The sequence below is a fragment of the Pseudoduganella flava genome, assembly GCF_007830495.1.
Classification (GTDB): Bacteria; Pseudomonadota; Gammaproteobacteria; order Burkholderiales; family Burkholderiaceae_D; genus Rugamonas; species Rugamonas flava.
The window spans coordinates 82,794-108,507 of record NZ_VLKW01000003.1 but is presented as its reverse complement, the minus strand read 5'-3'; the positions used below and the strand labels follow the sequence as shown (position 1 = coordinate 108,507).

Here is a 25,714-nt window from a genome sequence, read left to right as displayed (position 1 = left end):
CTCGTCAGCGAGCTCTGCAACGTGCGCTGCCATTTTGATAATGTCTCTACAATTGGTGCACCGATAACGACAACAAGGAGTGCACCATGCAATCCCGCTACAACAAGTTCACCGCGCTGGCCGCGCTCGCCGCCGCCGCGCTCCTCGCCGGTTGCCAGACCGCTCCCCAGCAAGGCAGCGCCGCCGACAACGAACCGCCGCCGGCCGCCAACCCCGGCTTCGGCGCCGAGATGAACCGCTTCAACGCGCAGTTCCCGAACCCGAAGGCAAGCAAGTACGAGGACGAGTCGCTGGCCTGGAACAACGCCCAGAAGCTCGATGAAAAGGGCAACTGCCACGACAAGTCGAAGTACCCGGTGACGATCGTGCTGACGCTCGATGCGAACGGCAAGGTGACCGACAGCGTGACGGACGTGCAGGGCGCGAAGGCCGAATGCTTCCGCCAGAACTATGCCGGGGCGCAGTTCCCGAAACCGCCGTTCGCGCCGTACCGCAAGCCGATCAAGCTGCGCTGACCCGGCAGGCGCGCGGCGCCGTGCGGTAATATCGGTGGATGGACTATCAGAAGACCCTGACTACCGCGCGGCTGACGCTGCGCCCGCCGCGCCCCGGCGATGAGGACGACCTGCTGGCGATCCACGCCGATCCGGAGGTGATGCGCTACTTCAGCGAAACGCCATGGTCCGATCCCGAACGGCCGGCCCGCCAGATCGCCCAGGATGCGGCGGCATTCGCCGCGCGCGAATACTTCCGCTTTGCGATCGTGCTCAATGAAACGGGCCGGCAGATCGGCAACTGCACGCTGCGCTCGCTGCACTGGCAGAACCGGCGCGCCGAAGTGGGCTACGCGCTGCGCAGGGACTACTGGGGCGGCGGCTACATGAGCGAGGCGTTGCGCGCGCTGCTGGCGTTCGCGTTCGGGGAACTCGATCTGCACCGGCTGGAAGCGGACATCGATCCCCGCAACACGGGGTCCACGCAGTGCCTGGAACGCTTGGGATTCCAGCGCGAAGGCTTGCTGCGCGAGCGGTGGATCGTCGGCGGCGAGGTGCACGACTCGGTGCTGTATGGCCTGCTGCGGCGCGAGTGGGCCGCGCTGACCCGCTCGCAGTGACGTGGCAAGGAGCCGCCAAGGACCGGCTAAGAGCGCCCCTTAGGCGGCCAGCAGCGCCCGTGCCGGCGCGGCGCCGTCCTCCAACTGGAACGTGTTGACGACGCCGGCCAGGTGATCGGCCTGGGTGCGCAGCGATTGCGCCGCCGCTGCCGCTTCCTCCACCAGCGCGGCATTCTGCAGCGTCATGTCGTCCAGCCGCGTGATGGCCTGGTCGACGGATTCGATGTCGGCGCTCTGCGTGCGCGTCACCGTCGAGATGTCCTGCATGATCGCCGACACGCGGGCGATGCCGTCGACGACGCTCTTCATCGTCGCGCCGGCCGCGCCGACGAGCTGCGTGCCGCTGCCCACCTTGCTGACCGAATCCTCGATCAGCGCCTTCACTTCCTTGGCCGCCGCGGCGGAGCGGTGCGCCAGGTTGCGCACTTCCGATGCGACGACGGCGAAACCGCGGCCCTGTTCGCCCGCGCGGGCCGCCTCCACGGCGGCGTTCAAAGCAAGGATATTGGTCTGGAACGCGATGCCGTCGATGACGGCGATGATGTCGACGATCTTCTTCGACGATTCGTTAATCAGGTTCATCGTCGTGACGATGCCGTCCACCGCTGCACCACCCTCCAGCGACACGCTGGCCGCCTGCTGCGACAGCGTGCTGGCCTCCTGAGCGTAGCCGTCGTTCGTCCGCACCGACGTGATCAGCTGCTTCATCGACGCGGCCACCTGCGCCAGCGCCGCGGCTTGCGTTTCGGTGCGGTTCGACAGATCCAGGTTGCCGGACGCGATTTCGGCAGAGGCCGATGCGATCGCATCGGTGCCGGTGCGCACCTGCGTGACGATCCCGGCCAACTCTTCGCGCATCGTGCTCATCGCGCCCAACAGGCTGCCATCGAGCGCCCGGCCCGTGTCGACCGCGCGGTGCAGCTCACCGCGTGAGATGGCGCGTGCCACGTCGGCCGCATAGGCCGGCTCGCCGCCCAGCTGGCGCAGCAGGCCGCGCACGATCAGCGTGCCGATCGTCAGGCACAGCACCGCGCTGCCGATGGCCAGCGCGCCGATCCAGTAGCGTGCATTCGACGCCTGCGCGCTGACGGCCGTTGCTGCGGCGGTGTTGCGGTCTTCCAGGCCGCGCAACAGCACGCCCATGTCGGCGACGATGCGCCGGCGCAGCGGGCTGCATTCGTCGACGAGGAACTTGCCGTAAGCGGCCATGTCGTGCGCGTCGCGATATTTGCGCGGGCGCTCCAGCTCCTTGGCCATCTGCAGCAGGCCGGTGCGCACCTTGTCGAACTGCGCGTCGCCGCCCAGCAGCGGCTCCAGCGTGGCCAGCGCATCGAGATACACGGCCTTTTCACGATCGAGAATGTCGAGCTCGCGCACCGCGGAAGCCTGGTCCTCGAAAATGTAGGCGTTGCGTGCTGCGATGCCGGTCTGCGCCAGCGCTTCGCGTGCATCGAGCAGCGGGTCGAGCTGCGTGCGGCGCAATGTGTTAGCGGCATTCAATGCCGTGTCGATCCTGCCGACTTCCACCAGCGCAAACAGCGCGAGCGCCACGGTGAAGGACAGGGCGAGAGCGAAGGCGGAGTACAGCTTCGTGGCGATCGTGGCATTGCGGAAGGTTCGCATGATGGGCTTTCATTGAATCTGATGGATTTGACGAGATAATGCAACGAAAATTTACAATAATCAACATAAATTGACGAATTCTTTGTTGTGTTGCGGAATTTCCTCAAATCCGTCATATTCGACAGCAGGCAGGATATACTGTGGCCAATGAAAGGTTTCCTATGAGTACTGTTGAAGATCCGATCCTGACCACCACCGCCGCCGCGCGCCTGCTCGGCGTGGCCACCAGCACCGTCCAGATGTGGATGGAAAGCGGCGCGATCGCGTCGTGGAAGACGCCGGGCGGGCACCGCCGCACGCGCCTGTCGCACATCCAGCGGCTGATGGAGCGCGCGCCGGCCCAGCCGAATGCAACGATCGGCCAGGCCGTCGAGGCGGCGATGTCGCCCGTGTCGCCGACCGAATTCCAGGCCCGCGCGGCACCCGACTATCCGGTCGGGAAGGATGAGGCGACGCGGCTCGTGGCGCTGGCGTCGTCCGGCTTGATCGATACCCCGCAGGAGGAGCGCTTCGACCGCATCGTCCGGCTCGCGGCGCTCGTGACGGGCTCGCCGATCGCGCTGGTGTCGCTGCTGACGTCGACGCGCCAGTGGTTCAAGGCGCGCGTGGGACTGGATGCGGAGGAGACGCCGCGCGAGTGGGCGTTCTGCTCGCACGCCGTGCTGGGCGACGAGCCGTTTGTTGTCGAGGATGCGGCGGCCGATCCGCGCTTTCGCGACAACCCGCTGGTACAGGGCGATCCGCGCATCCGCTTCTATGCCGGCGTGCCGGTGCGCGATGCCGATGGCTATGCGCTCGGCACGCTGTGCGTGATCGACCGCGAGCCGCGCCGGCTGCGCGCCACCGAACTGCAGGCGCTGCTGGATCTGGCCGCGATCGCGTCCGAGGAAGTGCAGGAACCGCCGCGGTCCTAGGTTACCGCGCCATCAGGCCGCCGGCAGCGTCAACACGGCCTGCGTTTCGCCATCTTCCTCGTCGAATCCCGTCTCGACGAAACCCAGGCTTGCATACAGCGCCTGGGCCTGCCGGTTATCCGGCTTGTAGCTGATCCAGATCTTGCGGGCGTCCGGCCGGGCGCGCAGCTCATCCAGCACGATGTCCAATGCGGCGCGGCCGTAGCCCTTGCCCTGGTGGCGCCGGTCCACCATCAGCCGCCAGATGCCGTATTCGCCCGGATCGCCGAATTCTTCCAGCGCCACGTCCATCACGAAGCCGACCAGTTCATCGCCCGCGTAGATCGCGCGGGCGCGCATGTTCGGGTAAAAGCTCGCCTGCGCGATCGAGTAGGAATTGCTAGCGACCCAGGCGCGCTGGTGGTCCAGCAGTTCCAGGTCGGTGACGGCGTCGAAGTTCTGGCGGGTGATGGGGCGCAGGGTGATGGGCATGGTCGGCAGCGTGGAAAGGAAGCGCGGGGAGAGCGCATTGTGCCGTGGCGGTTGTTGAAAAAGCAAGCGCGGCGCCCGTGGGCGCCGCGCCGGGGAACTGCATTGGGTTACCCGCGTTGGTTCAAGCGGCTTGGCGGGTGCCGATACGCGCTTGCTGTGCCAGGCGCTGGTCGATGCTGTATGCGCCGGCGCCGAACGCCACCACTTGCAGCAGGCCGCCGGCCATCGCGAAGTTCTTCAGCAGGTGGATCAGCTGGTTCTGGTCGCCGATCGCATGGTGGAAGGCGAGCGCGGTGACGATCGAGAACACGGCCAGGCCGGCGGCGACGAGGCGCGTCTTGATGCCCAGGGCAAGCATCAGGCCGCCGCCCAGTTCGATGGCGATCGCGGCGATCAGGCCGGCGGTGGCGAACGGCAGGCCGACGGACTGGATGTAGCCGATCGTTGCGCTGGGCGCCGCGATCTTGCCGAGGGCGGAGAAGACGAAGATCGTGGCGAGCAGCACGCGGCCGATGGCGGGGATCACGGAGGTGTTGGCGTTGGTGGTGTTCATGATGTTTCCTTTCGAGGGTTTGTTGTCCGCTGCGCTTGCTGCGGGGTTGAGTGAATCTTAGGTCCCGTCGATCCATCCAGGAAGCCTATATAATTCGATGACACCTATCGAAGGAGTAGATGAATGCTTGAAGCGTTGACGCTCGACCAGCTGCGCACGTTCATCGCCGCTGCCGAGGAAGGCAGCTTTTCCGCGGCGGGGCGGCGGCTGCGCCGCGCCCAGTCCGTGGTCAGCCACACGCTGGCGAACCTGGAAACTCAGGTGGGCTTCCCACTGTTCGACCGCTCGGCGCGCTATCCGCGGCTGACCGATGCCGGTGCGGCGCTGCTGGAGCAGGCCCGCGGCGCCGTGGCGGGCATGGATGCGTTCAAGGCCCGCGCCCGCACGCTGGCCGAGGGCCTGGAACCGGAGCTTGCCGTTGCGGTGGACGTGATGTTCCCGATCGACTCGCTGACGGCGGCCGTGCAGGCATTCCAGCAGCGCTATCCCGACACGCCGCTGCGCCTCTTCGTCGAGGCACTCGGCGCCGTCGTGCAGCCGCTGCTGGCGGGCCACTGCAGCATCGCCATCGTCGGCACGTTGCCCGAGCTGCCGCCCGATTGCGTGACGGACTACCTGCTCGACGTGCCGGCCGTCGTCGTCGCGGCACCCGCGCATCCGCTTGCGCAGTTGCAGGGCGTGGTGCCGCGCGCGCAGGCGATGCGCCACGTGCAGCTGGTGCTGACGGACCGCTCGCCGCTGACGACCGGGCGCGATTTCGGCGTGCTGTCGCCGAGCGTGTGGCGGCTCGCCGACCTGGGCGCGAAGCACGCGTTCCTGAAGGCCGGATTGGGCTGGGGCGGCATGCCGCTGCACATGGTGGAGAACGATCTGAAGGAAGGGCGCCTGGTGCGGCTGGCGCTGGAGACGAGCCCCGTGGTGGGGCCGGGTTTTGCGATGCACGCGGTGCACCGCAAGGAGCAGCCGCCGGGGCCGGCGGCGCGCTGGTTCATCGAACAGCTGAAGGGAAGCTAGCGGGCGCCGCGCGGAGGCGACGCCTGTTTCGTCAGTGCTCGCGCGGGCCCTGCACCGCGGCCTCTGCCAGCCGCGCCTCCGGGTGCGGGTGGTCGTGATGGTCGTGGTCCTTGTGGCGCAGCTTGCGCACCATGCGACCGAGCCAGTGCTCGATGTCGTCGACATACGTGAACACGGCCGGCACGACGAGCAGCGACAGCAGCGTGGACGTGATCAGGCCACCGATCACCGTCACCGCCATCGGCGAACGGAAGCTCGGGTCGGCGCCCAGGCCCAGCGCCAGCGGCGTCATGCCGGCGCCCATCGCGATCGTCGTCATCAGGATCGGGCGGCTCCGTTTGTGGCACGCATCCACCAATGCATCGAAGCGGCTCATGCCGGCCTGGCGCGCGAGGATGGCGTAGTCCACCAGCAGGATCGAGTTCTTCGTCACGATCCCCATCAGCATGATCAGGCCGATCATCGACGGCATCGACAGCGCGTTGCGTGTGACGAGCAGCAGCACGATCGCACCGCCGATCGACAGCGGCAGCGCGGCCAGGATCGTCACGGGCTGCATGAAGTCCTTGAACAGCAGCACCAGCACGCCATAGATGCACAGCACGCCGATCGCCATCGCCAGGCCGAAGCTGGCGAACAGCGACGCCATTTCCTGCGCGTCGCCCAGCTCGGCGATGTGCACGTTCGGCGGCAGGTTCTTCAACGCGGGCAGGGCGCGCGCTTCCTCATTGAGTTCGCCGAGCGAGCGGCTGCCCAGCTCCACGTCCAGCGTGACGTTGCGGCTGCGGTTCAGGCGGTCGATCTGCGCCGGGCCGCTTTCCATCGTGATCGCCGCCACGTTGGCCAGCATCACGGGGCCGTTCTTGCCCGGCACCGTCAGGCGGCCGATCGCATCGAGGTCGGCGCGCACATAGTCCGGCAGCTTGACGCGGATCGGCACCTGGCGCTCGGGCAGGTTCATCTTCGTCAGATCGAAGTCGTAGTCGCCGGCCGTGGCCACGCGCACCGTCTCGCCGATCGCGTTCGCCGTCACGCCCAGGTCGGCGGCGCGGGCGAAGTCTGGGCGCACGATGATCTCCGGGCGCACCAGCGAGGCGGACGACGTGACGTTGCCGATGCCGTGCAAGGTGCGCAGTTCGCGCTCGGCGCGCTGGGCGGCCGCCTTCAGCGCGTCCGGGTCTTCCGACTGCAGCACCAGCTGCATCTTCACGCCGCTGTCGGGCGGGCCCACGGTGAAGCGGGCGCCGGCGATGTTGGCCAGGCGGCTGCGCAGCATCGAGTCCAGGTCGGCCATCGATTCCTTGCGGTCGGTACGGTGCACGGTGGTGATCGTCAGCACGGCGCGGCGCGCTTCGGCCGCGGCGCCCGGTGCGAACGCGTCGCCGGACGAGCCGCCGCCGATCGAGCTGAATACGCCCGTGATGCCCGGCACGTCCATCGCGGCCAGGCGCGCCTGTTCCGCCACGGTCTTGGTCTGCTCCAGCGTGGAGCCGGGCGGCAGTTCCAGGTTGACCTGCGTCTGCGCGCGGTCGGCCGGCGGCACGAAGCCCGTCGGCAGCAGGCCCACCAGCATGATCGAGCAGACGAAGAACGCGGCCGAAGCAAGCGCCGTGGTGAGCCGGTGGTTCAGGCACCACTTCATTGTGCGCATATAGCGCCGCATGATCGGGCCATCCTGTTCCGGTTCGTTGCCGTGCGTGCGCTTCAAAGGCTTCAGCAGATAGGCCGCCATCATCGGCGTCAGCAGGCGGGCCACCAGCAGCGAGGCCAGCACGGCCAGCACGGCGGTCCAGCCGAACTGCTTGAAGAACTTGCCGGGAATGCCGCCCATGAATGCCGTCGGCAGGAACACGGCCACCAGCGCGAACGTCGTCGCGATCACGGCCATGCCGATTTCGTCGGCCGCTTCCAGCGCGGCCTGCATCGGCGTCTTGCCCATCTGGAGGTGGCGCTCGATGTTCTCGATCTCGACGATCGCATCGTCGACCAGCACGCCGACGACAAGCGCCAGCGACAGCAACGTCACGGTGTTCAGTGTGTAGCCGAGCCAGTAGATGCCGAGGAAAGCGGGCAGCACGGACAGCGGCAGCGCCGCCGCCGCGACAAGCGTGGCGCGCCAGTCGCGCAGGAACCAGTAGACGACGATCACGGCCAGGATCGCGCCTTCGTACAGCAGCTCCATCGAACCTTCGAAGTTCTCGTCCACGGGGAAGGCGTTGTCGATGACCTGTTTCAGTTCGATGCTGGGGTGATCCTTGCGCAGCTGGTCGACGGCGGCGCGGGTGCCTTCGGCCACCGCCGTTTCGCTGGCGCCCTTGGTGCGGAAGATCTCGAACGCGACGACCGGCTTGCCGTCCTGCGTCGCCACGGCGCGCGGTTCGGCGATCGTGTCCGTCACGGTGGCCACCTGGTCGAGGCGCACGTGGCGGCCGTCGCCCAGCGGGATGTCCATCCGCGCCAGCTCCTGCGCGGACTGCACGGTGCCGATCGTGCGCACCGATTGCTCGGCGCCGGACACGTCGCCACGCCCGCCCGGCGCTTCCTTCTGCACGAGGCGCAGCTGGCGCGACACGTCCAGTGCCGACACCTTCAGCGCGGCCATGCGGTCGTTGTCCAGCTCCACGCGCACTTCGCGGGTGACGCCGCCGACCCGCTTGACGGCGCCCACGCCGGGCACCGTCAGCAGGCGCTTGGCGACCGTGTTATCGACGAACCACGACAGGTCGGCATCGTCCATCTTGGCGCCGTGCGCGCCCTTGCTGGCCGCAACGAACGTCAGCACGACGCGGCCGGCCGTGGAGACCTTGCTCACCACCGGCTCGCGCAGTTCGGACGGCATGTCGGCGCGTACCTGCGAGACGGCGTCGCGCACCTCGTTGACGGCATCCGAGATATTCTTCTCGAGGATGAACTCGACGGTGACCGTGGCCACGCCGTCGAGCACCTTCGTGTAGATGTTCTTCACGCCTTGCAGCGTGGCGACGGAGTCCTCGATCTTGCGCGCGACCTCCGTTTCCAGCTGGGCCGGCGCGGCGCCGGGCAAGGTGGCGCTGACCGTCACGATGGGCAGCTCGATGTCCGGGAAGTCCTGCACCGGATTGGCCTTGTACGCCAGCAGGCCCGCAAGGGTCAGCAGCGCGAACAGCATGATGGCCGGAATGGGATTCCGGATCGACAGGGCGGAAAAATTCATCGCTGCTCCTTATTTCTGCGCTTGGCGCGGTGCGCCCGGCGCCGCTGCCGCCGGTGCGGCGACGGCTTTCACCAGGTCGCCGTCGTTCAGGAAGCCGGCGCCGTTCAGCACCACGGGCATGTCGCCCGTCACGCCCGAGACGATCTCGATCCGGTCGCCCAGGCGCCGGCCCGTCTGCACCTTCAGCTGCGATACGCGCGAGTCCGCGTTCAGGCGGAACACGTAAGGGAAACCATCGCGCACGACGACGGCCTGCTGCGGCAACGTCAGTGCGTTCGATGCGCCCAGGTCGAACTGGCCGCTGGCGAACATGCCGGCCTTGAACGGCGCGTTGCTGCGCAGGTCAGGCGGCAGGTCGACGTAGACGAGCGCGGAACGGGTCTGCGGATCGACGGTCGGCGCGATCGTGCGCACCTTGCCCGTCAGCTCGCTGCCGTTGGCGGCACGTACCGTCGCCTGCGAGCCGACGCGGATGCTTTTCAGTTCGGCGGCCGTGACCTCGGCGCGCCATTCCAGGCGGCCCTGGCGGATCATGCGGAACAGCTCCGTGCCCGCGCCGACGACGGCGCCGACGGTGGCGCTGCGCGCCGAGATCACGCCGGCATCCGGCGCCACGACCTGCGTGTACTTCAGCCGCAGCTGCTGGGCGGCCAGCGCCGCGCGTGCCGATTCGATGCGCGCGTTCGCGGTCTGTTCGGCCGTCAGGTATTGCGTCACCTGCTGTTCGGAGAGGGCACCGGATGCCTGCACGGCGCGGGCCCGCTTCGCATTGGCCTGCGCTTCGGCGGCATTGGCTTGCGCCTCGGCCAGCGCGGCCTTCGCCTGCGCCACGTCGGCGTTCACGGTGTCGGCCGAGAACACGGCCAGCACTTCGCCTTTCTTGACGACGTCGCCGACGTTGACGCGCACCTCGGTCAGGCGCAGGCCGTTCGACTCGCTGCCGATCGACGCTTCCTGCCAGGCCGCCACGTTGCCGTTGGCCGTCAGGCGCAGCGGCAGCGAGGCGCCTTGCGGCCGCGTCGTCGTCACCGTCAGCGCCGGGGTCGGCGCGCTTTTCTTGTCCTTGTCGTCCGCCGCCGTGGAGGGGCCGCTGTAGAGCATGATGCCGCCGGTGGACAGCGCGAACGCGGCCAGCAGGGCCAGCGCGAGGGGCCGCTGTTTCAGCTGGGCCAGGCGAGTGTTCAGTTGGGTCATGAGCTTGTTCATCGTCTTGTTCAGTTGCGGGCGGTTGTAGTCAGGTCGGCGCGGCTCCAGCCGCCGCCGGCGGCGCGGTACAGCGCGATCCAGGCGGCGCTGCGTTCGCGCTGCACGGAGACCATCGCGTTCTCGGCGGCCAGGCGGGTGCGGCGCGCGTCTTCCAGTTCGAACAGGCTGGCCATGCCGTTCTTGTAGCGGTCTTCCACGGCGGCGAACGACGCGCGGTAGCCTTCCAGCGCGGCCTGCGCCTGGGCGGTGCGCAGGTCGGTGCTTTGCAGGTTCACCAGCGCTTCCTCCACTTCGCGCACGGCCTGGCGTACGCTGCCCCGATAGCTCGTCACCGCGGCTTCATAGCGCTCGCGGGCGGCATCGACGGCGGCGGCGCGGCGGCCGGCATCGAACAGCGGCAGCGTCACCTGCACGGGACCGATCGTCCACGTATTTGCCGTGACGCTCTCGCCGGCCGCATGCACCTGGCCCCGGCCCACGGAGCCGGCCAGCGCCAGGCGCGGGAAGCGCTGCGCACGGGCGCCGGCCACTTCGAAGCTGGCGGCGGCCACTTCGCGTTCGGCCGTGAACACGTCCGGCCGCTGCGCCAGCGTCTGCGCCGGCAGCGTGTCGACGGCGATGCCTTGCGCCGGCGTCAGCTCGGCCGGGCCGGCCGCCAGGCGCGTGCGCAGCTCCGGCTCGGCAATCGCCGTCAGCGCCACCAGCGCCTTCACGTCCACGTCGCACAGCGCGCGCTGGGCGATCTCGCGGTTGGCGCCGTCGGCCGCGCTGGCGCGGGCCAGCGCCAGGTTGGCCGGGGACTGGAAGCCAGCCTGCGCGGCCAGCTCCGTCAGGCGTGCCGTGTCGGCGCGCGAGGCGGCGTCCTGGCGTGCCACGTCGAGCAGCCGTTCGCAGGCGCGCAGGTCGTAGTAGGTATTTGCCGTTTCCGCAGCCACCGACACGCGGGCGTCGTGCCAGCCCGCCTGCGCGCCTTCGTAGCGGGCTTGCGCGGCATCGCGCACGGCACGGTTGGCGCCGAACACGTCCACTTCCCAGGACGCCTGCAACAGCGCCTGCGACGTCGTGTTGGCGCCCAGGCCCGCGCTTTGCTGGCTGGCGCGGGTGGAGGTGACGGCGGCGTCCAGTGCCGGCGCCAGCGCGGCGCCGGCCGCGACGCGCTGCTCGCGTGCGGAGGCAATGCGGGTGCGTGCCGACGCGACGGTCGGGCTGACGGTTTGTGCGGCCTCCACCAGTTCCGCCAGCAGCGGGTCGCCCTGGCTGCGCCACCAGCCGGACAGCTCACCGACGGCGCCGTGGTGCGGCAGCGGTGCCTGCCAGGCGACGGGCTGCTGCGCGTCCACGGTGGGGGCGGGGCCGGATATGGCGCACGCGGACAGGGCAAGCGCCAATGCCAGCGCCATGGCGGCGGGCCTGATCGCGCGCAGTGCCACGTTCTCTGCAACTCTCATGCTGCTCCTTTCTTTCTCTTCTTTTGTTCGGCGATGACGATCGCCTCGGCGTAATCGACCAGCCGCGGTATCCAGCGCGCCAGCGCGTCCGGCGTCGAGATCAACTGCGGCGTGACGGCGGCCACGATGTCCTGCGAAATCATCAGGTGCGCGCCCAATGCCGCGACGGCGTGCACGAGGCGGTACACCTCGTCGTCCACCTGCGCGTTCAGGTGGCGCGCCAGCACCTGTGCGAACGCCTCGAACTCGGGGCGGATGCCGTTCTCGATCTCGTTCTGCCAGATGCCGGTGGGTTCCAGCACTTCGCGCAGCCACATGCGCAGCCGCTGCTCCGTCAGTTCGCCTTCCATCATCGGCGCCAGCATCTGCGTGTAGTAGCCGTGCAGCGCCTCGCGCAGCGTGAACTCCGGGTTGTCGAAGTGGGCGATGTTGACTTCCGGCGGCGGCATGAAGTCCGTCAGCGTGGCGCGGTACAGGCCCGCCTTGTCGCCGAAGTAGTAGCTGATCGCGGCGACGTTGGCACCGGCCGCCAGCGCGATCTCGCGGGTGGACGTGTTGCTGAAGCCCTGCGCGGCGAACAGGCGCATCGCCGCCTGCAGCAGGCGTTCGCGCGACTGCTCGCCGTCGGAGCGGATCTTGCGGATGTGTTTTTCGACCATTCGGCGATTAGAACACAAATTTCAAACGATTGATATAAGTAAGTCGATTGTTTGAATACGGTCCGGCAGAGGCGGGCGTTACCGGTGCAGGAAAGTGGCGTATAAAGACGGCTGTGACCGATGGAGAACAATCCCATGCGTATCCTCCTTGCCCTGTGCCTGATGCTGACGCAGCTGTCCCTGGCCGCCGCGCCGCTGGAAGGAGAGGCCGCCGCTGCGCACGTGCTGAACCGCCTGGCCTACGGGCCGCGGCCGGGCGACGTCGCCCGCGTGGCGGGAATGGGCGTGCAGCGGTACGTCGACGAGCAGCTCAATCCGCAGGCGCTGCAGCTGCCGCCCGCGCTGGACGAGCGCTTGCGCGCACTGTCCACGCAGCAGGAAGCGGCCGGGGTCACGCTGGCCCGCTTTCTCGACGCGCGCAAGGCGGGCGGCGAGATGCAGCGCAGCGTCAACGCACAGCTGGGTGCCGAGGCGGCCGAGGCGCGGGTGCTGCGCGCCGTCGACAGCCCGCGCCAGCTGGAAGAGGTGATGACGGAATTCTGGTTCAACCATTTCAACGTCTTCGCCGGCAAGGGCGAGGTGCGGGCGCTGGCGGCGAGCTTCGAGCGCGATGCGATCCGGCCGCACGTGTTCGGCCGCTTTCGCGACCTGCTGGGCGCCACGGCGCACCATCCGGCGATGCTGTTCTACCTCGATAACTGGCTGTCGAAGGCGGGTGGCCTGAACGAGAACTATGCGCGCGAGCTGATGGAGCTGCACACGCTGGGCGTGGACGGCGGCTACACGCAGCGCGACGTGACGGAGCTGGCGCGCATGGTGACCGGCTGGACGTTCCGTCCGCAAAAGCTGGCGCGCGACGGCGAGCTGTTTTACTTCGACCCGAAGCGGCACGACCAGGGCGACAAGACGTGGCTCGGCAAGCCGGTGGAAGGGCGGGGCAAGGCGGACAGCATGCGCGAAGGCGAGATCGCGCTGGACATCCTGGCGATGCATCCGTCGACCGCGCGGCACGTCAGCACGAAGCTGGCGCGCCATTTCGTGCGCGACGTGCCGCCGCCCGCGCTGGTCGAGCGGATGACGCGCACGTGGATGCTGTCGGACGGCGACATCCGCGCCGGGCTGCGCACGCTGTTCGCCAGCCCCGAGTTCCTGGATGCCGGCGTGGCGGGCGCCAAGTTCAAGACGCCGTACCAGTACGTGGTATCGGCCGCGCGCGCCGCGGCCGTGACGCCCGACGTGAAGCGGATGGCGGGCGCGCTGGCCCGGCTTGGCATGCCGGTGTACGGCTGCCAGACGCCGGACGGCTACGACGACACACAGGAAGCGTGGCTGAACCCGGATGCGCTGGGCATCCGCATCGGCATCGCGGCCACGCTGGGCAAGGAGGCCGATGCGCAGGTGCTCGAGCAGGCGCTGGGTACCTTGCTGTCGCCGCGCACCCGTGATCTCGCCGCGGCCGGGCCGCCGAAGCTGCGCGCCGCGCTGCTGCTGGGCAGCCCCGATTTCATGCAGCGTTAGGAGAAAGAGCATGCACCGCCGTACCTTGTTGAACGCACTCGCCGCCGGCCTCGCACTGCCCGTCGGCCGGCATGCCTGGGCCGTGGCCGGCGCGCAGCCGACGCGGCGCAAGCTGATCGTCGTGATGCTGCGTGGCGCGGTGGATGGGCTGAACGTCGTCGCCCCCGTCGGCGATGCGAACTATGCGGCGTTGCGGCCGACGATCGCGCTGGGCACGCCGGGTAGCGCGGGCGGGGCGCTGGACCTGGACGGCTACTTCGGCCTGCATCCCGCGCTGGCGCCGCTGCTGCCGCTGTGGGAAGAGAAGAAGCTGGCGTTCGTCCACGCGAGCGGCTCGCCGGATGCGACGCGCTCGCATTTCGATGCGCAGGACTACATGGAGTCCGCGACGCCCGGCGTGAAGTCGACGCCGGACGGCTGGATGAACCGCCTGGTGCGCGCGCTGCCCGGCACGTCGACGCCGACGCGCGCGCTCGGCATCGGCCCCGTCCTGCCGCGCATCCTGGCCGGCGCGGCGCCTGCCGTCAACCTGCCGAACGGCGCGGCCGCCGTGAAGCCGGGCGCGCTGGAGTCGCCCGCGCTGGCGGCCGCGTTCGACCGGCTGTACGAAGACCATCCCCGCTTCGGTCCCGTGTATGCGGCGGCCCGCGCGGCGCGGCGCGAAGTGCTGGACGCGGCCGCGTCGCCGCTGGCCGCGCAGATGATGGCCGCCGACAATGGGGCACCGCTGCCGAACGGCTTCCCGGACGACGCCGCCCGTCTCGCCACATTGCTGCGCAACGACCCGAACATGCAACTGGCCTTTATCGCGCTGGGCGGCTGGGACACGCATGCGGGGCAGGGCGCCGCGACCGGCCAGCTGGCCAACCGGCTCGCACCGCTGGCGCAGGGCCTGGACGTGCTGGCGCGGCGGCTGGGGCCGATGTTCGAGGACACGGTGGTGGTCGTGATGTCCGAATTCGGCCGCACGGCCCGCGAAAACGGCAACAAGGGTACAGACCACGGCCACGGCAACGTGATGTGGCTGCTGGGCGGCGGCGTCCACGGCGGCAAGGTGCACGGCGACTGGCAGGGCCTGGCCGACACCGCCCTGCACGAAGGCCGCGACCTGCCCGTCACGACCGACTTTCGCACCGTGCTGGCGCAAGTCTGCACCCACCACCTGCGCCTGTCGGACCAGCAACTGACGACGCTGTTCCCCCACCTCCCCCGCCACAGTGCCCCACCCCTGCTGCGCACCTGAAGCCCCAGCAATATTTCCCAAAATCGGGGTCTGACCCCGAATCTGAGCAATATTTCCAAATCCGAGGGACTGTCCCTCGTTTTTGGAAATATTTCCTGTTTCGAGGGACAGTCCCCCTGTGGTTTTCGCGCATCGTTGTAGCGCTTCCGCAACCGGAAACTGAATGGATGGCTTATTGCGACAAGGCAGGCGGGCGCTCAGACTTGTTGCCCAGATCGAGGGACAGTCCCCGAATTTTGGAAATATTTCCTAAAACGAGGGACAGTCCCGCTGTTGTAAAGCGACCAAAGGCAAGCGACCAAAAAAAATGCCCGCGAGCCGGGAGGCTGCGGGCGAGGTCCAATTGTTCGGAGAACGCTTGGAGGAGACAGTTCCACTATAGCGCCGTTTATGTTGCGGTGCAATACCGTAAAATTACGGTGCGCGAACCTCTACTCTTGGGAGGGTGACAGCTGTTGGGTGTGCGCTGCAACAAAATTTGGTCAGGACAAGCGCGCGCCGCAGCGAATGCGATTTGCGAGCTGAAATCCGTGGGAAATTCAGCTGAGTAGATCCGCGCGGTACGGCAGTGCCCGTTGCAAAAAGAGCTTGCCGTTGCGAAAACCCTACTCAGCGGGCGTTATTTTTTCAACTGGAGCGTGAAGACGCTGCCCTTGCCGAACTCGCTGCTGAAGAACAGCGCGCCGCCCAGCAGGTTGGCCAGGTTCTGGCACAGGTACAGCCCGAGTCCGGCGCCTTCCGCGTGGCGGGTCGACGTAGAGTCCAGCTGCGAGAACGCCTGGAACAGCTTGGCCTGGTCTTCCTGCCGGATGCCGGCGCCCGTGTCGGCCACGGAGAATTCGACGACGCTCTTGCCGTCCTCCAGCGTGCGCTGCGCCAAGGTCACGCGCACCATGCCCTTCTCGGTGAACTTGATGGCGTTGTTGGCAAGATTGATCAGGATCTGCTTCAGCGCACGGCGGTCCGTGTCCAGCGCGATCGGCTGCTCGTCGAGCACCACGTCCAGCGCCAGGCCCTTCTGGCCGGCCAGCGGGCGCAGCGTTTCCGCCACTTCCTTGACGAGGTCCTGGCATTGCACGTTCTCGACCGACATCGTGTGCTTGCCCGCCTCGATCTTCGCGACGTCGAGGATGTCGTTGATCAGCGAGAGCAGGTGCCGCGCCGAGCCGCGGATCGTGTTCAGCTGCTTTTCCTGCTCGTCCGTCAGCGGCCCGGGCAGCTTCATCAACAGCGCGCCCGTGAAGCCGATGATCGCGTTCAGCGGCGTGCGCAGCTCGTGCGACATGTTGGCGATGAACGCCGATTTCATCCTGCTGGCCTCGGCCAGTTCCAGGTTCTTCAGCGCGATTTCGCGGTTGATCGTTTCCAGCTGGCCCGCGTGGTGCGCGAGCCGCATGTTCAGCTCGATCACCTGGCGCTCGCGCGCCTGCAGCTCGCTGTTCACCTGCACGGCCTGCTCGTACGTGGAGATCAAAAGGTCGAGGATCTGCTGGCGTTCGGCGTTGATGAAGTGCTTCTGCTCGCCCAGGTACAGGGCGATGCCGACCTCCATGTTCTGGTCCTTGCGCAGCTTCTGGTTGACCAGCATGTGGCCGATGCGGTTCAGCAGGTAGTCTTCCGCATACGGCTTGCGGATGAAGTTGTCCGCACCGCACTCGATGCCGCGGATGATGTCCTTCGGGTCGTTCAGCGACGTGACAAGGATGACGGGAATGTCGCGCAATGCCGCGTCCGCCTTGATCGCACGGCACAGCTCGTAGCCGTCCATTTCCGGCATCACGATGTCCGACAGCACGAGGTGCGGCTTGCGCTCGCGGATCGCCTCCAGCGCCAGGCGGCCGTTGCCGGCCACGCGCGCCCGGTACTGCACGGACTGGATGAGCCGGCGCAACCGTTCGGCCTGGGTCGGGCTGTCCTCGACGATCAGGATCTCGATGCTGCCCGGTTCGATGTCATAGCTGGAATCCACTGCTTTTGCCCCGTTCGGTCTACGATTCGACTATAAAGGAATTGTGCACGCGGTGGCGCTCGCCGCGTCCGCATGCCGCGCTGTCATGTGCCTGCGGGTTCGCTTTCACCCTGGAAGCCACCGGTGCGGTACGTGATCACCAGCGTGTCGCGGTGGCCGTGTTCGCCCAGTGGCTGGATCGGCGTCGACTCGTGGATCACGGTGGCGTCGTCCAGCAGCAGCATCGTCCATGGCTCTGTCATCGTGAAGCGCTTGCCGTTCGGGCCTTCCGCTTCGAAGATGCGCGTCTCGCCGCCCTTGATGCTGTGCCGGCCCACGAGGATCACGGCCACGTAGTCGACGCCGTCGCGGTGCGCGCCCTCCGGCGTTGGGCGGCCGATGCCGTCCGCCGTATCGATGCGGAACTGATGCGCCTCGACGTACCAGCGCTCCTCGCCCCGCACGGCCGTGAACAGGCGGCCCAGCGCCGTCAGCAGGCCTTGCCAGCCCGGCTGCTCCACCGTTTCCGGCAGCACCGGCGCGAACATCCGGTGCATGCCGCCGTGCAGCGCGTTGTATTCCACGCTTTGCCAGTGCGCCCGGTGCGCCGTTTGCGCCAGTTCCGCGCCGCGCTGCACGAAGCAGGAATGGCGGCGGCGCCGGTAACGGCCGCCGTCCTTCAGGTAGTTGTCCAGCTCCAGCTGGTCCCAGCTGGGCGCCAGCGCATCGAGCTGCGCGAGCGGCGTGCCGGACAACGCCGCCACGTCCGCGGGCGCCAGCAGCGCCCAGCCCTGCGTGCGCAGCGCCGGCGCGACCTGGTCGAGGGGAGTGAAGTCCGGGGTCATGGCAGCCTTCTGAAAATTACGATGCCGTATTGTACGACTTCGCCCGTCAGAACGTCTGCGTGAGGGACAGCCGCAGCGAGCGCGATTCGATCGGATGGAAATGCACGTCGTCGACGGCCTGCGCCTCGCCCGCCAGGCGCGACGCGTAGTAATAGGCGATCGCCGCATCGCGCCGGTTCGTCAGGTTGAACGCCTCTAGCTCGATGCGCGTGTTGCGGCCGGCCTGCCAGGCGATGCGTCCGTTGACGGTCATCGTCGCCGCCGAGCGCACGCTGTTGTCCTCGACGAGCGGGCGCGGGCCGAACCAGCGCAGCCGCAGCGCGCCGGACCACGGCCCTTGCGGAGTCACCGTCGCAGCCAACTGCGCCACGCCTTCCACGGCACCGGGAATATGGTCGCCGGCAGGATCGGCATCGCGATAGCGTCCGCGCGCATAGGCGAGATCCGCGTCCAGTGCGAGCCACTTGAACGGCTTGTAGTAGTTCGAGAACTCGATGCCATGGCGCCGGCTCGGCCGGCCCGCTTCCGTCGTGCCCGCGTCGCCGACGAACACCAGCTCGGAATCGAAATCCAGCCGGAACAGCGACAGCGACGTCTGCAAGCCCCGGATCCATTCGCTGCGCACGCCCAGGTCCAGGCCGCGCGAGCGCGCCAGCGGCGTCACGCGGTCGGCCGGCTGGTTCGTCTTCGGATCGACGGTGATGACGGTGCCGCGCGCATCGTTGCTGTGAAAGCCCGTGCCGGCGTTGACGTAGAACTCGGTGCGTGCCCACGGCCCGAACGCGATCGACACGCTGGGCGACAGCAGGCTGTCGCTGGCCTTGCCGGAATTGACGGCGCGGTCGCTCGTCACATCGAAACGATAGCGGTCCGCGCGCAGGCCCGCCGTGGTGCGCAGCACGGGGCTCCAGCGGGTCTGGTTCTCGACGTACACCGCGCCGCTCGTTTCGACGATGTGGTCCTCGCGCGTCACGGCCGTCACCTGCCGCGCCTTGGTCGCGTACAGGCCGTTGTGGATATTGTCGTTCTGCGCCGTCACGCCCACCGTCGTCGTCGATGCCAGCGTGGTGCCGTGGTGGTGCCATGCATGGCTGGCCGCGAAGCCCGTCGTCACGCGCCGGTCCGGCTGGGCGAATTGGTCGCCGATGACGGGATCGTCCAGGTAGTAGGTGAAGTTCGAGAACAGGTCCAGCCGGTTGGCGATCGCATACGCGGACAGCTTGGTGGCCTGGTCGTCGTCGCTGCGCTGCCACGTGCCGGACAGGCTGTAGCGGTACGCGCTGCCGCCGTCGGTCGGGTCCACCGCATCGAAGCGGCCCAGCGTGCCCGCGGCCACGGCGCGCTCCGGAATCTGGTCCGTGGCATTCCACTTGGCCCGGTAGCCCATCGCCGTCACGGACCAGCCGTTGTTGACGTAGCCTTCGCTGTAGCGCAGCATGCCGTTGACCTTGCGGTAGTTGTCGCCCTGCGTGAACGGCCCGTCGTTGTGCATCGTCTCGAGCGCATACAGCAGGTTGCCGCTGCCGGCTTCGGGGGACGCGGCCAGCAGCGCGCGGCCGTAGTCGTGCTGGCCCACCGTCAGGTTGGCGATGCCGCGCGTGAGCCGGTTCGCGTAGGCGATGTCGGTGGCGCCGGCCGATGCGAAGTCGCCATACTGCGCCGAGTACGGGCCCTTGCGGTAGTCGAGCCGCGCGGCCAGTTCGGGGATCACGAAGTTCAGATCCGTCCAGCCCTGGCCATGCGCGTGGCTGCGCTGGTTGACGGGCATGCCGTCCACCGTGGTGGCCAGGTCGGTGCCGTGATCGAGGTTGAAGCCGCGCAGGTAGAACTGGTTCGCCTTGCCTTCGCCACTGTGCTGGCTGACGACGAGGCCCGGCGTGGCTTCGAGCAGTTCGCCGGGCCGGTACGCGGTGCGCGCCTCCAGCTGGCGCTGCGTGACGGTGCCTTCGGCGGCCGAATCGGCGATGCCGAGCTGGCTGATGCGGGAAGCGTCGATCGTCACGCGCGGCATGAACACGTCGTCGGCATGGGCGGCCAGCGCCAGGGTGGCAAGAGAGAAGGGGATCAGTTGTTTCATGCTGGGGCAGGGCTGTGAAAACTGGGTGCGAGCATGCGCGATCCGGCGCCGCATGGCAAGCGGCCCGGCTCGGGCACTCCCGTAAATACAGGTAAAAGCGTGTAAAAACTCAGGGCAGGCGCTGCTCGGCCTGGCCGGCGGTGAACGTCAGCGTGGCGGCGGCCCGGCCGGCGGCCGCGCCCACGTTGACGGTGTTGACCTGGCTGGCGATGAAGTCCGTCAGCACGCCGTCGAACAGCACCGTGCCGGCCGGCAGTGCCGTGTGTTCGATCTGCTGGAACACGGTGATCGTGTCGGCATCGGCCTGTACGCCCACCCACTGCAGCGGTAGGCGCTTCCCGCCGGCGGAGAGCACGAAGCGCTTGTCCAGGTAGCGGCGCAGCGCTTCCTGGCCGTCGTCGGTGCCCAGGTCGACCTGGCCGCCGTACAGGTTCGCCAGCAGCGCCTCCAGGTCGTGCGCCGTGTAGGTATGCACGATCTCCGTGTTGCCCGTGGCGGCGTTGTAGCCGATGTCCGCCATGCCCATGTGGTAGTTGTGGGCCTGTGCAGCGCCGCAGCAAAGCAGCGCCGCACAGAGGACGGCCAGCACGGCACCCTGCAGGCGGCGTGCCATTACTTCCTCGGCTCCCGCTGTTGCTGCTGCTCCGGCTGCGGTTGCGGCTTCAGTTGCTGCGTCTCCGCTTCCTGCTTCGCGGCCGCGCCGGTGGCCGGCGGCTGTGCCGCCTGCGCGGCGGGCTGCGGCTGCTCGTCGGCCTTCAGCGGCGTATGGAAGTCCTTCATCAGGTCGTTCGGCTTGTGCTCCATCTTGAACAGCTCCAGGCGCGACGGTGCCGCCTTGCGGGGCCACGCGTTGTTGCTGGTGTCGATGTCGGCCGTTTCCCAGTACGGGTCCTGCGTCAGCGCGACCATCGGCTCGTCCGTGACCAGCAGCTTGGTCACTTTCTCCGGTGAGTAGCGCCACACTTCCGCCGGCACGCGCTCGATGTATTTTTTACCGGACTTCAGCGTGATCTCCAGGATCAGCGGCATCACGAGCCCGCCCTTGTTGGTGAAATCGACCAGGTACAGGTACTTGCCTTGTTTGAGCAGGTCCTTCTGCCACGGCTCCAGCTCCGCCAGCGCTTCGCGGTACTTGTTGCGGTCCGCGTTCGTCACCGTGTAGTCGTCATGCTCGTTGTAGAAGTCCTTCAGGTCGGGCCGCACGTCGACCTTGCGCACCATGCTCGCGTTGCGCTGGTCGGTGACGGACACCGGTTCCTCGGCATGCCGCGCCTTCTGCCACGCCTTCTCGACCTCCGGGTCCTTCGTGTTGACGTTGAACTCGGTGATGTTGTCCAGGCTGATGTCGACGGCATCCGTCGTGTAGAACCAGCCGCGCCAGAACCAGTCGAGGTCCGTGCCGGACGCGTCTTCCATCGTGCGGAAGAAGTCCGCCGGCGTCGGGCGCTTGAATTTCCAGCGCCGCGCGTATTCGCGGAACGCGTAGTCGAACAGTTCGCGGCCGAGGATCGTTTCGCGCAGGATGTTCAGCGCGGTGGCCGGCTTCGCATACGCGTTATTGCCGAACTGGAGCAGCGACTCGGAATTCGTCATGATCGGCACCTGGTTCGCCGAGCGCATGTAGGTGGTGATGTCGCGCGGGTCGCCGCGGCCGATCGGGAAGTCCTTCTCCCATGCCTGCGCAGCCAGGTATTCGACGAAGGTGTTCAGGCCCTCGTCCATCCACGTCCATTGCCGCTCGTCGGAATTGACGATCATCGGGAAGTAGTTGTGGCCCACCTCGTGGATGATCACGCCGATCAGGCCATACTTGGTGCGCTTGGACCACGTGAGCTGGCCCGTCTTCTTGTCCTTCGTCGGGCGCGGGCCGTTGAACGAGATCATCGGATACTCCATGCCGCCCACCGGGCCGTTCACGGAGATCGCGGTCGGGTAGGGGTAGTCGAAGCTGTACTTGTTGTACTGCTCGATCGTGTGGATGATCGCGGCCGTCGAGTACTTCTCCCACAGCGGGTTGCCTTCCTTCGGGTAGTACGACATCGCCAGTACGTTGGTGCCGTCCTTCTTGTAGCCCTGCGCATCCCAGATGAACTTGCGCGACGACGCCCACGCGAAATCGCGCACGTTCTTCGCCTTGAAGTGCCAGGTCTTCGTTGCTTTCGACACGGACTTCTCCGCCGCCTCGGCTTCGTCCTGCGTGACGATCAGCACCGGCTTGTCCGCCGTGCGCGCCTTCGCCAGCCGATCCCGCTGCGCGGCCGTCAGCACGTCGCCCGGGTTCTGCAGCTCGCCGGTGGAAGCGACGATATGGTCGGCCGGCACGGTGATCTTCACGTCGTAGTCGCCGAATTCCAGCGTGAATTCGCCGGAGCCGAGGAACTGCTTGTTCTGCCAGCCGGCCACGTCGTAGTAGGCGGCCATGCGCGGGAACCATTGGGCGATCTCGAACAGCGCGTTCTTGTCGTCCTCGAAGTATTCGTAGCCGGAGCGCCCACCGAGCACCTTCTGCTCGTTGATCTTGTACGACCAGTCGATGCCGAACGCGATCTTCTCGCCCGGCTTGAGCGGCGACGGCAGGTCGATGCGCATCATGGTGCCGTTGACAACATACTTCAGCGGCGCGCCGCCGGCCGTGCGGATGTTGGCCAGCTTGAAGCCGCCGTCGAACTCGCGGCCCGCCAGCACGTTGCGCAAGCCTTCGAACTTGGCGCCTTCCTCGCCCTGCGGCTTCAGCCACGCCTCGCGCGACGGCGCCGTCTGCACGCGGCGCGCATCCGAGTCGGCCTTGTAGATGTTCTGGTCCAGCTGCAGCCACAGGTAAGTGAGCGTGTCCGGCGAGTTGTTGTGGTACGTGACCTGCTCGGTGCCGCTGATGCTGCGGTTCGCTTCATCGAGCGTCGCGCGGATCGTGTAGTCGGCCCGCTGCTGCCAGTACTGGTGGCCCGGCGCGCCGGACGCGGTGCGGTACTGGGTGGCGGTGGGCAGCAACTCGTCGAGCTGGCGGAACTTGTCGTCGAATCGGCGGGAGGTGGGTTCGGCCGCTGCGGCCGTCGTGGCAAGGCAGAGCGCGGTCACGGCCGCGGTGAGGATTGAGCGCTTCATTGAGACCCCAGGCAAAGATGGCCGCCGCGCCTGGCCGGGTGGGCCGGGTGGACGCCGTCGTGTTTTTTATGGAACAGCCGCGGTATTCTAAAGGGCTCTGCCGTAGTCGGCGGGGGGATGGTTTGTAACAACGCTGAAACATTGCCGCGGGCGGACGTCCGCGGCGGATGGTGGTGCGCGGCAGCGCCCGGTGTTACGGGAAGGCGAGCGGACGTCCGGGTGTCCGGGGCCGGAGGCCCATGTGGCGCCGTGGCGACTTAATTTGCGAGGAGAAGATGGAAGAACTGGAATTATGCTGCCGGCGCGTCTGGCTCACCGACGACGGCCAGGGCGGGCGGCGCGATTTCGTGCTCGAGGTGTTCGCCCCTGAGCCGGACGGAGCGGACGCGCGCTGCCAGGTCGCCGTCGACGGCGAGCGCATGCGCGTCTACGGCGTCGACTCCTGGCAAGCCGTCACGCTGGCGCTGCGCTTCCTGCGCATCCAGGTGGAAGACCTGGAACGCCGTGGCCTGAAACTGTACTGGCAGGACGGCACGCCGGCGACGGCGGCCGACCTCGACCTCTAGGCACGCAGTTGGGGCCAGCTGAGCATGGCCAACGGCGGCCGCCGTTCAGGCCTGCTCCATCAGGTTGCCGCGCAGCGCGTCGAGCTGCCGCTTCAGGTCCACCACCTGGTCCAGGTTGCACTGGGTGGCTTCCATCACGCAGGGCGGAATCTGCTTGGCCTGTTCGCGCATCGTACTGCCCTTGGCGGTCAGCGCGATGATGACCTGCCGCTCATCCTGCGCGGAGCGGTTGCGGGTGATCAGCTCGGCCTGTTCCATCCGCTTCAACAGCGGCGTCAGCGTCGCCGAATCGAGGAACAGCTTCTCGCCCAGCTCGCTCACGGTCTGCTCGTCGCGTTCCCACAGCACCATCATCACGAGGTATTGCGAGTACGTCAGGTCGAGCTGGCGCAGCAGCTTGCGGTACAGCTTGTTCATCGCCAGCGAGGTCGAGTACAGCGCAAAGCACAGTTGCTGATCCAGCACCGGCACGTGGGGAGGAAGGGTGGTTTTGCTCGTGTCCATGTGCACAGTATAGATAGTGCGCGATCTACTTGCAAGCTACTTTTGAGGGGCAGAATGTGCTTGCTACTGGCTGCCGATTTGGCTATCTTGATCAGGCCCGTCTTTCTGGATGGCGGGGCCAGGAGGCTCTCAATGAATCATGCAAGCGATCGTTCCAGCGCGCATTATTCACCGCCGGCCGACCAACGGGTCGACCCTGCGCAGTTGTTCCTGATCCAACTCGACCCGCAAGCCGTGGTCGACGGGGTGCGCTACGACGACACCTATCTCGCAGACGAAATCCGTACCTGCGGCACCATGCGTGAGACATGCCCTGTTTGTGGAGAAGGCCATTTGCAACTGGTGCTGAGGCAGAAGAACGTGCGCGTCGCGCACCTGTTCTGCCTGGAATGCACCCGCTGCTTCGGCGCCTTTCTCGAGGACGGGACGCCCGCGCTGATCGAATGATCCACTGTCGGCGCTTTGCATACGCTCGAAGCGCCGCTCTCCCTGCAACATCTTCCTGCGGCTCAGGTGGCCGATGATCTTGCCGTACGTTATCATCGGGTTGTAACAGGGAGACCACCATGAACGGCCAACACAAGGCCGTCGTCCTGATCGGCGACGGCGCGGCGGAATCGTTGATCCGCACGGGCAGCGCTTTGCAAGATCATCACGACATCCGCCTGGCCGCGGACGGCGCCGCCGTGCTGCGGCTGGCGCGCCAGCTGCCGCGGCCGGACCTGCTGGTGCTGGACGCCAGCCTGCCCGGCGTCTTCGACCTGTGCCGCGAGCTGAAGGGCGATCCCGACACGGCGCGCATCGGCGTGCTGCTGACCTATTCCCCCGACACCGCCGGCCCCGGCTTCGAGGCCGATGCGTTTGCCGCCGGCGTGGCCGATGTGCTGCCGCGGCCGTTCGCCGTCGAGACGCTGCTGGCGCGCGCGGCCCGCGAACTGCGGCTGCGCGAGGCGCAGGCGCTGCTGCGGCACCAGAGCCACCTCGTCGAGCACCTGGTGGCCGAGCGCACCCGCGAGCTGACGCGGATGACCGATGCCGTCATCTGGGCGCTGGCGACCTTGGCCGAGCGGCGCGACAGCGAAACGCCGGGCCACCTGCACCGCATGCAGCATTACGTGGCGGCGCTGGCGCGCCGGCTGCAGCAGCACCCGCGCTTCGCGCACGAGCTGCCGGACGAGCACATCGCGCTGCTGTTCCAGGCCGCGCCGCTGCACGACATTGGCAAGGCGGCGATCCCCGACGCGATCCTGCAAAAGCCCGGCAAGCTGACGGCGGAAGAATTCGACGTCGTCAAGCTGCACACCGTGTATGGCCGCGAGGCGATCGACGGCGTCTGCGCGGCGCTGGGCGGGGACAGCACGTTCCTGCGCTTCGCCCGCGAGATCACGTACAGTCACCAGGAACGCTACGACGGCTCCGGTTATCCGGAAGGGCTGTTGGGCGAGGCGATCCCCGTTTCCGCGCGCCTGCTGGCGGTGGCGGACGTGTACGATGCACTGATCTCGCGGCGCGTGTACAAGCCCGCGTTCACGCACGAGACGGCGGTGGAGCTGATCCGCCAGGGCAGCGGCGAACAGTTCGATCCGGACGTCGTCGATGCGATGCTGGCGATCGAGGAAGAGTTCCAGGCGATCGCGCAGCGTTTCGGCGACGCGCCGGTGCCGCTGCAGGCCTGACCCTGCCGGCGCCCGCAGGGCCCGTGCTATAGTGCCTTGC

22 protein-coding genes are annotated in these 25,714 nt (G+C 67.6%); 9 read left to right on the top strand and 13 right to left on the bottom strand.

Annotated elements, in window-relative coordinates:
• The first annotated feature begins 86 nt into the window (after positions 1–86).
• Positions 87–515, top strand: a complete 429-nt coding sequence (locus IP92_RS08695; protein ID WP_145874169.1) for a hypothetical protein — start codon at positions 87–89, stop codon at positions 513–515.
• 38 nt (positions 516–553) lie between these two features.
• Positions 554–1,114, top strand: coding sequence for a GNAT family N-acetyltransferase (locus IP92_RS08690; protein ID WP_145874168.1), 561 nt, complete (start codon positions 554–556; stop codon positions 1,112–1,114).
• 39 nt (positions 1,115–1,153) lie between these two features.
• Here the strand turns inward: IP92_RS08690 and IP92_RS08685 are convergent, their stop codons facing one another.
• Positions 1,154–2,737, bottom strand: coding sequence for a methyl-accepting chemotaxis protein (locus tag IP92_RS08685; protein ID WP_158206720.1), 1,584 nt, complete (start codon positions 2,735–2,737; stop codon positions 1,154–1,156).
• Positions 2,738–2,898: 161 nt separating this feature from the next.
• Here IP92_RS08685 and IP92_RS08680 point away from each other — a divergent pair, with 161 nt between their 5' ends.
• Positions 2,899–3,651, top strand: coding sequence for a GAF domain-containing protein (locus IP92_RS08680; protein ID WP_145874167.1), 753 nt, complete (start codon positions 2,899–2,901; stop codon positions 3,649–3,651).
• Positions 3,652–3,663: 12 nt separating this feature from the next.
• Here IP92_RS08680 and IP92_RS08675 read toward each other — a convergent pair whose 3' ends face one another.
• Both IP92_RS08675 and IP92_RS08670 read right to left on the bottom strand, forming a co-directional pair.
• Positions 3,664–4,122, bottom strand: a complete 459-nt coding sequence (locus IP92_RS08675) for a GNAT family N-acetyltransferase (protein ID WP_145874166.1) — start codon at positions 4,120–4,122, stop codon at positions 3,664–3,666.
• A 121-nt stretch (positions 4,123–4,243) separates the two neighbouring features.
• Complete coding sequence (locus tag IP92_RS08670) at positions 4,244–4,675, bottom strand: DoxX family protein (protein ID WP_145874165.1); 432 nt, start codon at positions 4,673–4,675, stop codon at positions 4,244–4,246.
• A 123-nt stretch (positions 4,676–4,798) separates the two neighbouring features.
• Between IP92_RS08670 and IP92_RS08665 the strand changes: the two genes are divergently transcribed.
• Entirely contained in the window at positions 4,799–5,689 is an 891-nt protein-coding gene (locus tag IP92_RS08665) for a LysR family transcriptional regulator (RefSeq protein ID WP_145874164.1), read from the top strand.
• 31 nt (positions 5,690–5,720) lie between these two features.
• Here the strand turns inward: IP92_RS08665 and IP92_RS08660 are convergent, their stop codons facing one another.
• From IP92_RS08660 to IP92_RS08645, 4 genes are read right to left on the bottom strand one after another with little or no spacing between them, the layout of a single operon-like run.
• A complete protein-coding gene (locus IP92_RS08660) occupies positions 5,721–8,882 on the bottom strand; it encodes an efflux RND transporter permease subunit (protein WP_145874163.1) in 3,162 nt (1,053 codons plus the stop codon).
• Between the two features lie 9 nt (positions 8,883–8,891).
• Complete coding sequence (locus IP92_RS08655) at positions 8,892–10,088, bottom strand: efflux RND transporter periplasmic adaptor subunit (protein WP_145874162.1); 1,197 nt, start codon at positions 10,086–10,088, stop codon at positions 8,892–8,894.
• Positions 10,089–10,096: 8 nt separating this feature from the next.
• Positions 10,097–11,536, bottom strand: a complete 1,440-nt coding sequence (locus tag IP92_RS08650; RefSeq protein ID WP_371860892.1) for an efflux transporter outer membrane subunit — start codon at positions 11,534–11,536, stop codon at positions 10,097–10,099.
• Positions 11,533–12,195: a CerR family C-terminal domain-containing protein gene (locus IP92_RS08645; RefSeq protein ID WP_145874161.1), complete on the bottom strand. Its 663-nt coding sequence runs from the start codon at positions 12,193–12,195 to the stop codon at positions 11,533–11,535. Before IP92_RS08645 ends, IP92_RS08650 begins: the two co-directional genes overlap by 4 nt.
• A 135-nt stretch (positions 12,196–12,330) precedes the next feature.
• On the opposite strand from IP92_RS08645, the gene IP92_RS08640 reads away from it, so the two are divergent.
• Positions 12,331–13,713, top strand: a complete 1,383-nt coding sequence (locus IP92_RS08640) for a DUF1800 domain-containing protein (RefSeq protein ID WP_145874160.1) — start codon at positions 12,331–12,333, stop codon at positions 13,711–13,713.
• 10 nt (positions 13,714–13,723) lie between these two features.
• On the top strand, positions 13,724–14,956 hold the full coding sequence (locus IP92_RS08635) for a DUF1501 domain-containing protein (protein WP_145874159.1): 1,233 nt from the start codon (positions 13,724–13,726) through the stop codon (positions 14,954–14,956).
• 619 nt (positions 14,957–15,575) lie between these two features.
• Here IP92_RS08635 and IP92_RS08630 read toward each other — a convergent pair.
• The 5 genes from IP92_RS08630 to IP92_RS08610 form a co-directional block, all read right to left on the bottom strand.
• Entirely contained in the window at positions 15,576–16,925 is a 1,350-nt protein-coding gene (locus IP92_RS08630) for a hybrid sensor histidine kinase/response regulator (RefSeq protein WP_145874158.1), read from the bottom strand.
• An 83-nt stretch (positions 16,926–17,008) separates the two neighbouring features.
• Entirely contained in the window at positions 17,009–17,749 is a 741-nt protein-coding gene (locus IP92_RS08625; protein ID WP_145874157.1) for a 2OG-Fe dioxygenase family protein, read from the bottom strand.
• A 46-nt stretch (positions 17,750–17,795) separates the two neighbouring features.
• Complete coding sequence (locus IP92_RS08620) at positions 17,796–19,826, bottom strand: TonB-dependent receptor (RefSeq protein ID WP_145874156.1); 2,031 nt, start codon at positions 19,824–19,826, stop codon at positions 17,796–17,798.
• Between the two features lie 109 nt (positions 19,827–19,935).
• Positions 19,936–20,439: a DUF6702 family protein gene (locus IP92_RS08615; protein ID WP_145874155.1), complete on the bottom strand. Its 504-nt coding sequence runs from the start codon at positions 20,437–20,439 to the stop codon at positions 19,936–19,938.
• A complete protein-coding gene (locus IP92_RS08610; protein ID WP_145874154.1) occupies positions 20,439–22,928 on the bottom strand; it encodes a M1 family metallopeptidase in 2,490 nt (829 codons plus the stop codon). The genes IP92_RS08615 and IP92_RS08610 overlap by 1 nt, the downstream gene beginning before the upstream one ends.
• Before the next feature lie 275 nt (positions 22,929–23,203).
• On the opposite strand from IP92_RS08610, the gene IP92_RS08605 reads away from it, so the two are divergent.
• Positions 23,204–23,494: a DUF6968 family protein gene (locus IP92_RS08605; protein ID WP_158206719.1), complete on the top strand. Its 291-nt coding sequence runs from the start codon at positions 23,204–23,206 to the stop codon at positions 23,492–23,494.
• A 45-nt stretch (positions 23,495–23,539) separates the two neighbouring features.
• Here IP92_RS08605 and IP92_RS08600 read toward each other — a convergent pair whose 3' ends face one another.
• Positions 23,540–23,998 (bottom strand): MarR family winged helix-turn-helix transcriptional regulator, encoded by a 459-nt coding sequence (locus IP92_RS08600; protein WP_145874152.1) that lies wholly within the window; start codon positions 23,996–23,998, stop codon positions 23,540–23,542.
• Between the two features lie 132 nt (positions 23,999–24,130).
• Between IP92_RS08600 and IP92_RS08595 the strand changes: the two genes are divergently transcribed.
• Together IP92_RS08595 and IP92_RS08590 are read left to right on the top strand one after the other, a co-directional pair.
• Positions 24,131–24,445 (top strand): hypothetical protein, encoded by a 315-nt coding sequence (locus tag IP92_RS08595; RefSeq protein ID WP_145874151.1) that lies wholly within the window; start codon positions 24,131–24,133, stop codon positions 24,443–24,445.
• 119 nt (positions 24,446–24,564) lie between these two features.
• Positions 24,565–25,674, top strand: coding sequence for an HD-GYP domain-containing protein (locus IP92_RS08590; RefSeq protein ID WP_145874150.1), 1,110 nt, complete (start codon positions 24,565–24,567; stop codon positions 25,672–25,674).
• The last annotated feature ends 40 nt before the right edge of the window (positions 25,675–25,714 follow it).

Excerpts from the sequence above, each read along its gene's own strand:
- IP92_RS08640 (WP_145874160.1), top strand. The coding sequence starts at position 12,331 with ATGCGTATCCTCCTTGCCCTGTGCCTGATGCTGACGCAGCTGTCCCTG.
- IP92_RS08650 (WP_371860892.1), bottom strand. The coding sequence starts at position 11,536 with ATGAGAGTTGCAGAGAACGTGGCACTGCGCGCGATCAGGCCCGCCGCC.
- IP92_RS08660 (WP_145874163.1), bottom strand. The coding sequence starts at position 8,882 with ATGAATTTTTCCGCCCTGTCGATCCGGAATCCCATTCCGGCCATCATG.
- IP92_RS08610 (WP_145874154.1), bottom strand. The coding sequence starts at position 22,928 with ATGAAGCGCTCAATCCTCACCGCGGCCGTGACCGCGCTCTGCCTTGCC.
- IP92_RS08665 (WP_145874164.1), top strand. The coding sequence starts at position 4,799 with ATGCTTGAAGCGTTGACGCTCGACCAGCTGCGCACGTTCATCGCCGCT.
- IP92_RS08695 (WP_145874169.1), top strand. The coding sequence starts at position 87 with ATGCAATCCCGCTACAACAAGTTCACCGCGCTGGCCGCGCTCGCCGCC.
- IP92_RS08605 (WP_158206719.1), top strand. The coding sequence starts at position 23,204 with ATGGAAGAACTGGAATTATGCTGCCGGCGCGTCTGGCTCACCGACGAC.
- IP92_RS08675 (WP_145874166.1), bottom strand. The coding sequence starts at position 4,122 with ATGCCCATCACCCTGCGCCCCATCACCCGCCAGAACTTCGACGCCGTC.
- IP92_RS08600 (WP_145874152.1), bottom strand. The coding sequence starts at position 23,998 with ATGGACACGAGCAAAACCACCCTTCCTCCCCACGTGCCGGTGCTGGAT.
- IP92_RS08590 (WP_145874150.1), top strand. The coding sequence starts at position 24,565 with ATGAACGGCCAACACAAGGCCGTCGTCCTGATCGGCGACGGCGCGGCG.
- IP92_RS08595 (WP_145874151.1), top strand. The coding sequence starts at position 24,131 with ATGAATCATGCAAGCGATCGTTCCAGCGCGCATTATTCACCGCCGGCC.
- IP92_RS08645 (WP_145874161.1), bottom strand. The coding sequence starts at position 12,195 with ATGGTCGAAAAACACATCCGCAAGATCCGCTCCGACGGCGAGCAGTCG.
- IP92_RS08615 (WP_145874155.1), bottom strand. The coding sequence starts at position 20,439 with ATGGCACGCCGCCTGCAGGGTGCCGTGCTGGCCGTCCTCTGTGCGGCG.
- IP92_RS08685 (WP_158206720.1), bottom strand. The coding sequence starts at position 2,737 with ATGCGAACCTTCCGCAATGCCACGATCGCCACGAAGCTGTACTCCGCC.
- IP92_RS08670 (WP_145874165.1), bottom strand. The coding sequence starts at position 4,675 with ATGAACACCACCAACGCCAACACCTCCGTGATCCCCGCCATCGGCCGC.
- IP92_RS08680 (WP_145874167.1), top strand. The coding sequence starts at position 2,899 with ATGAGTACTGTTGAAGATCCGATCCTGACCACCACCGCCGCCGCGCGC.
- IP92_RS08620 (WP_145874156.1), bottom strand. The coding sequence starts at position 19,826 with ATGAAACAACTGATCCCCTTCTCTCTTGCCACCCTGGCGCTGGCCGCC.
- IP92_RS08625 (WP_145874157.1), bottom strand. The coding sequence starts at position 17,749 with ATGACCCCGGACTTCACTCCCCTCGACCAGGTCGCGCCGGCGCTGCGC.
- IP92_RS08690 (WP_145874168.1), top strand. The coding sequence starts at position 554 with ATGGACTATCAGAAGACCCTGACTACCGCGCGGCTGACGCTGCGCCCG.
- IP92_RS08635 (WP_145874159.1), top strand. The coding sequence starts at position 13,724 with ATGCACCGCCGTACCTTGTTGAACGCACTCGCCGCCGGCCTCGCACTG.
- IP92_RS08655 (WP_145874162.1), bottom strand. The coding sequence starts at position 10,088 with ATGAACAAGCTCATGACCCAACTGAACACTCGCCTGGCCCAGCTGAAA.